Origin of the sequence: Photorhabdus viridis (assembly GCF_040256935.1) — a bacterium.
GTDB lineage: Bacteria > Pseudomonadota > Gammaproteobacteria > Enterobacterales > Enterobacteriaceae > Photorhabdus > Photorhabdus viridis.
In genome coordinates, this window is record NZ_JBEJZY010000559.1 from 1 (window position 1) to 223 (window position 223).

Sequence of the window (223 nt, forward strand, 5' to 3'; positions counted from 1 at the left end):
AGTGCCGACAATGGCATGGGGCTGTTTATCAATACCTTGCCGCTGCGGCTGGATATCAATGATACGCCGGTACGGGACAGCGTGCAGGCCGCCCATACCCGACTCGCTGGGCTATTGGAACATGAACATGCTTCACTGGCGCTGGCCCAGCGTTGCAGTAATGTGCAGGGAGAGATCCCTCTCTTTAGTAGTTTGCTGAACTATCGGCATAATGCCCTGTTGG

The 223-nt window shown here is 55.2% G+C and carries 1 protein-coding gene; it reads left to right on the forward strand.

Going from position 1 to position 223, the window contains the following annotated elements:
• On the forward strand, nucleotides 1-223 hold a 223-nt coding region (locus ABR397_RS25715; protein WP_350307949.1), incomplete at both ends, for a hypothetical protein.